This is a genomic window from Moraxella oblonga NBRC 102422 (genome assembly GCF_001598275.1).
GTDB lineage: Bacteria > Pseudomonadota > Gammaproteobacteria > Pseudomonadales > Moraxellaceae > Moraxella > Moraxella oblonga.
The window spans coordinates 1-5,331 of record NZ_BCYQ01000070.1 but is presented as its reverse complement, the minus strand read 5'-3'; the positions used below and the strand labels follow the sequence as shown (position 1 = coordinate 5,331).

Genomic DNA, 5,331 nt, shown 5'->3' with positions numbered 1-5,331 from the left:
CACCAAAAATAAAAAGAGCGGTTAGACCGCCCTTTTAGGTTATTTAATGGTTGGTTCTTTGCCATCATCAATCACCGCACGGGTTACTACCACTTCTTTGGCATTTTTCATACTGGGTAGCTCATACATGGTATCAAGTAGGGCATTTTCAATAATAGAGCGAAGTCCCCTTGCTCCTGTTTTGCGTTTCATGGCTTTTTTAGCAATGGCGGTAAGTGCGTCTTTTTCAAAAGTCAAATTCGCCCCTTCCATGTCAAACAGGTATTGATATTGCTTGGTAAGGGCGTTTTTAGGTTCGGTCAAAATGGTGATAAGTGCCTCCTCGTCCAGCTCATCTAGTGTGGCAATGACTGGCAAACGACCGATAAATTCAGGAATAATCCCAAACTTCACCAAATCCTCAACTTCCACTTCACGGAACAACTCACTGATTTTACTTTCTTTTTTGGTGCGAACAGTGGCATTAAAGCCGATACCCACTTCCTGCGTGCGTTGTTCGATGATTTTATCAAGCCCTGCAAACGCCCCACCAACAATCATCAAAATGTTGCTGGTATCCACCTGTATCATTTCTTGGTTGGGGTGTTTGCGACCGCCTTGGGGCGGAATGTTGGCAACCGTACCCTCAATGATTTTCAAAAGTGCCTGCTGAACACCCTCGCCTGACACATCACGAGTGATGGAGACGTTTTCGCCTTTTTTGCTGATTTTGTCAATTTCATCAATATAAATAATACCACGCTGAGTACGTTCCACATCATAATCAGCAGATTGTAGGAGTTTTTGAATGATGTTTTCTACATCTTCACCCACATAGCCCGCTTCGGTCAATGTTGTAGCGTCTGCCATCGCAAACGGCACATCAAGCATTTTAGCGAGCGTTTGGGCAAGTAGTGTTTTACCAGAACCAGTAGGTCCAATGAGCAAAATATTACTTTTGGCAAGTTCCACAGGGGCAGGCTTACCTTCTTTAACTTTGAGACGTTTGTAGTGGTTATAAACTGCCACCGATAGGGCTTTTTTGGCAGTATCTTGTCCGATGACATACTCATCTAAATGTTCACGGATTTCTTTGGGTGTGGGCAGTTTGGCACTTGCCCAATCCTTGTCTTGTTTCTTGTCGTCTTTTTTTGTCTTTTTGTCTGCTTTTTGAGTTTTGGCATCTAAATCTTTGACACCAAGCATATCACCGCACAACTCAACGCATTCGTTACAAATGTTAGTATCATTCATGCCTGCAATGAGCTTGGCAACATCACTTTTGGGCTTACCACAAAAATCACAGCAAGGTTCTTTGCTTTTTGTCATTTGTTTTTCTCTAAATTGGTTAAAATTTGCACACGAAAAGGACAAATTAAATTTGCCCCAAAACGATAACACCTGTATGATTTAAGGGCGTTTGGTGATGACCTTATCCACCAAGCCATACTCGCACGCTTGCTCTGCACTCATAAAATTATCACGGTCTGTATCTTTTTCTAAACGCTCCACAGGCTGACCACAATGCTCGGCAAGCAATTGATTTAATTTGGCTTTTAGATTTAAAATCTCTTTGGCGTGGATTTCAATATCGCTGGCTTGTCCACGAAAACCACCCAATGGCTGATGAATCATGATGCGACTGTTGGCTAGGGCATAGCGTTTGCCTTTTTCACCCGCCGAAAGCAAAAACGACCCCATGCTAGCAGCTTGACCCAAACAAATGGTAGATACGTCAGGTTTGATAAAATTCATGGTATCATAAATTGCCATGCCTGCTGTAACCACGCCACCGGGTGAATTAATATAAAGGTGAATGTCTTTTTCGGCATTATCAGCCTCCAAAAATAGAAGCTGGGCAACAATCAAATTTGCCATATTATCTTCAACCTGCCCTGTCAAAAAAATAACACGCTCACGCAAAAGACGAGAAAAAATATCAAACGAACGCTCACCACGTCCTGATTGCTCAATTACCATAGGCACTAGGGCATTGGTTGGCACATCATGAAAAGTATCGGCTAATTGGTCATAAAAAGGGTTGTTACGCATATTGTTCATGGTTTTTCCAAAATAGTAAATTGGTGTTATTGTACCACAATTAAAAAACACCCCAAACAATTGTTGGGGTATTTTTACATTTTTTAGCAAAATTCAATTGAATGAATCAATTAAATTTGAACTTGTTGAGCAGTCGCCAATAAGTCTTGATATTTGACTTCTTTTTCAGTTACTTTGGCTTTTGATAAAATAAACTCAACCACTTGATCTTCTAGCACGACTGCCTCAATGCCTGCACGCTCTTTTTTGTCGTTGGTGTAGTACTCAATCACTTCGGCAGGGTCTTCGTAGTTTTCGGCAGCCTCTGCAATAAACGCAGTTACACGGTCTTGATCAACCACCAATTTTTCGTTGTCCACGATTTGACTAACCAGCACACCCAAACGCACGGCACGAAGTGCTTGGTCTTCAAAAAGCTCATCAGGGAGCATAGATTTGTCAAAAGTATTTGGGTTGGCACCAAATTGCTGAGCAAAACGTTGAAGCATGAGATTACGTTGACGCTCAACTTCTTGGGCAAGCATGGCTTTTGGCACATCAAACTCATTTTTCTCAACAAGGGCATCAAAAGTAACTTGCTTGATTTGGTTGCGAGCGGCATTTTTGATTTCACGTTCCATATTTTTACGAACGTCTGCTTTTAACTTGTCAAGACCACCTTCTTTGACGCCAAACAATTCAAAAAATTCTTCGTTAAGTTCAGGTAATTTTGGCTCTTTAACTTCTTTAACAGTAATTTTAAAATCCGCTTCTTTACCTTTTAGGTTTTCGGCTTGATAATCTTCTGGGAAAGTTACTTGAATGGTACGTTCCTCACCAGCTTTCATGCCTTTCATGCCGTCTTCAAAACCAGGAATCATGCGACCTGAACCGATGACCAAACGATAGTTTTCGGCGGTACCACCCTCAAATTTTTCGCCATTGATAGAACCTTCAAAGTCAAAAGTTGCCTCATCACCGTCAGTAAGTTCACCTTCTTTAATTTCAAAGGTTTGACGTTGTTTTTGAAGGTTTTCAATCATGGTATCTACATCAGCGTCAGACACAGTAGCAGTTTGACGTTCCACCTCTATCTCGGACAGACCTTGAATTTTCACTTCTGGGAAAGTTTCAACGGTCGCTTGATAGACCAAAAAGTCATTTTCAAGTTTGACATCATCAATGCTTGGCACACCAACAGCACGTACTTTTTTCTCACCAATGGCATCAAATACGGTATCACGAATGGTATCGTTGATAACTTCTTGTTGGATACCAGCACCGTATTGGGCTCTGATGTATGATACAGGCACTTTTCCTTTACGGAAACCGTCAACTCGGGCAGTTTTTGCGGTTTGGCGAATGCGTGCTTCAACACGCTCTTGAATGGTTTGTACAGGCACCTTAACGGTAAGTTGAGTTTCCTTATCGGACAAAACATTGACTGCAATATCTAAATTCATGAGAACATACCTTTAAATAAATTTGTTAAAATTCAATCACTTATTAGTGATATGATAAAATCTGGGCAAACACTTTAACTATAAAATGTTCACAAAAAAATCATAAGCCATTCATTATATCCTTATTCTTTCAAAAATACAACAAAAAAGCTAACTCTCTAACAGTTGTTTTATCAATTTTTGCAAGGCTTGCCCACGATGACTAAGTGCATTTTTGGTGTCTTTATCAAGCTCGGCAGATGCCTTACCCAAACTTGGCACATAAAATAAAGGGTCGTAACCAAAACCGTTTTCACCCTGTGGCATATCCAAAATCTCGCCCACCCATTCTCCCTGTGCAATGATAGGCAAGGGGTCATCACCATGGCGAACGTAGGCAAGCACGCAAACAAACTTACCCACGATTGGCGTACCGTTCCGATAAGGTGATAGTTCTTGGAGTAACTTGGTGTTATTGGCACCATCATCACCATGCAATCCTGCAAAACGTGCCGAATAAATGCCAGGAGCATTACCAAGCACAGGCACACAAAGTCCGCTATCGTCTGCTAAGGCTGGCAAACCGCTAGCACGACTGGCATGGCGAGCCTTAATAATGGCATTTTCAATAAAAGATAAGCCATTTTCTATGGCATCACCAATACCAAGTTCACCCTGTGGCACGATTGTGATGCCTAGGTTGGCTTTATCAAATAAGGTCTGAAATTCGGATAATTTACCTTTGTTGTTGCTGGCTAAAACAATTTTTTTCATCATATCTATCATTTAGTTATAACCGTTTGGATTGTTAGATTGCCACCGCCAAGTATCAATACACATTCTCTCAATGTCATACTGTGCCACCCAACCCAAAAGCGTTTTTGCTTTGTCTGCGTTGGCATAGCAACTGGCGATATCACCTACTCGTCTAGGGGCGATGACATAAGGTACTTTTTGCCCTGTGGTTTTGATAAAGGCATTAACAAGTTGTAGTACACTTGTACCATGACCTGTACCAAGATTAATGGGCAAAAATCCTGTTTGCTTGTGATTTGCCAAATACTCTAATGCCTTTAAATGCCCTTTTGCCAAATCCACCACATGAATATAATCTCTCACACCTGTACCATCAATGGTATCATAATCATCGCCAAAAACAGATAATTTTTCAAGTCTGCCGACCGCCACTTGGCTAATATAGGGCATCAGATTATTAGGAATATCGCTTGGGTCTTCGCCAATTGTGCCTGATTCATCAGCCCCAATGGGGTTAAAATAACGCAAACTTATCGCATTAAAATCAACTTGGGCTCTACACACATCTTCCAAAACATACTCAATCATGAGCTTGCTTTGTCCATAAGGATTAGTGCAAGAACGTTCAAAAGATTCATAGATAGGTAGAGATCTTGGATTACCATAAACAGTTGCCGATGAAGAAAAAATGAAATTTTTTACCCCAAACTCTTTCATTACTTCAAGTACATTGATTGTGCCTATTACGTTATTTTGATAATATTTTAACGGTTTGGAAACACTCTCACCAACTGCCTTTAAACCTGCAAAATGAATGACCGCAAAGAAGGTATGTTCAGCAAAAACCTTCCTTAATAACTCTTTATCCAAAATATCACCTTTAATAAAGTTGATATTTTGACCTACAATTTGCTCCACCCTCTCAATTGCCACAGGGCTAGAATTAGACAAATTATCATAAACCACAGGCTCAAAACCTGCATTGATAATCTCAATCAATGTGTGCGAACCAATATAACCTGCGCCACCTGTTACTAAAATTTTCATCATAAGACTCACATTATGCAAAATATCATATAAAAAATAAAATCACATTCAAACTATCACTCACTTC

Annotated in this window: 5 protein-coding genes; all 5 read right to left on the bottom strand. The window is 40.5% G+C overall.

Annotated elements, in window-relative coordinates; genetic code table 11:
- Window positions 1-39: 39 nt before the first annotated feature.
- Complete coding sequence (clpX, locus tag MOB01S_RS11710) at window positions 40-1,308, bottom strand: ATP-dependent protease ATP-binding subunit ClpX (RefSeq protein ID WP_066805711.1); 1,269 nt, start codon at window positions 1,306-1,308, stop codon at window positions 40-42.
- Between the two features lie 81 nt (window positions 1,309-1,389).
- A complete protein-coding gene (clpP, locus tag MOB01S_RS11705) occupies window positions 1,390-2,031 on the bottom strand; it encodes an ATP-dependent Clp endopeptidase proteolytic subunit ClpP (RefSeq protein WP_066805708.1) in 642 nt (213 codons plus the stop codon).
- Window positions 2,032-2,150: 119 nt separating this feature from the next.
- Window positions 2,151-3,482 (bottom strand): trigger factor, encoded by a 1,332-nt coding sequence (gene tig, locus MOB01S_RS11700; protein ID WP_066805702.1) that lies wholly within the window; start codon window positions 3,480-3,482, stop codon window positions 2,151-2,153.
- Window positions 3,483-3,632: 150 nt separating this feature from the next.
- A complete protein-coding gene (gene rdgB, locus MOB01S_RS11695) occupies window positions 3,633-4,235 on the bottom strand; it encodes an RdgB/HAM1 family non-canonical purine NTP pyrophosphatase (protein ID WP_066805705.1) in 603 nt (200 codons plus the stop codon).
- Between the two features lie 12 nt (window positions 4,236-4,247).
- Window positions 4,248-5,267: a UDP-glucose 4-epimerase GalE gene (gene galE / locus MOB01S_RS11690; protein WP_066805700.1), complete on the bottom strand. Its 1,020-nt coding sequence runs from the start codon at window positions 5,265-5,267 to the stop codon at window positions 4,248-4,250.
- Window positions 5,268-5,331: the final 64 nt, after the last annotated feature.

Bases quoted from the DNA above. Each gene is read 5' to 3' on its own strand.
- rdgB (WP_066805705.1), bottom strand. From the start codon at position 4,235: ATGAAAAAAATTGTTTTAGCCAGCAACAACAAAGGTAAATTATCCGAA.
- galE (WP_066805700.1), bottom strand. From the start codon at position 5,267: ATGATGAAAATTTTAGTAACAGGTGGCGCAGGTTATATTGGTTCGCAC.
- tig (WP_066805702.1), bottom strand. From the start codon at position 3,482: ATGAATTTAGATATTGCAGTCAATGTTTTGTCCGATAAGGAAACTCAA.
- clpP (WP_066805708.1), bottom strand. From the start codon at position 2,031: ATGCGTAACAACCCTTTTTATGACCAATTAGCCGATACTTTTCATGAT.
- clpX (WP_066805711.1), bottom strand. From the start codon at position 1,308: ATGACAAAAAGCAAAGAACCTTGCTGTGATTTTTGTGGTAAGCCCAAA.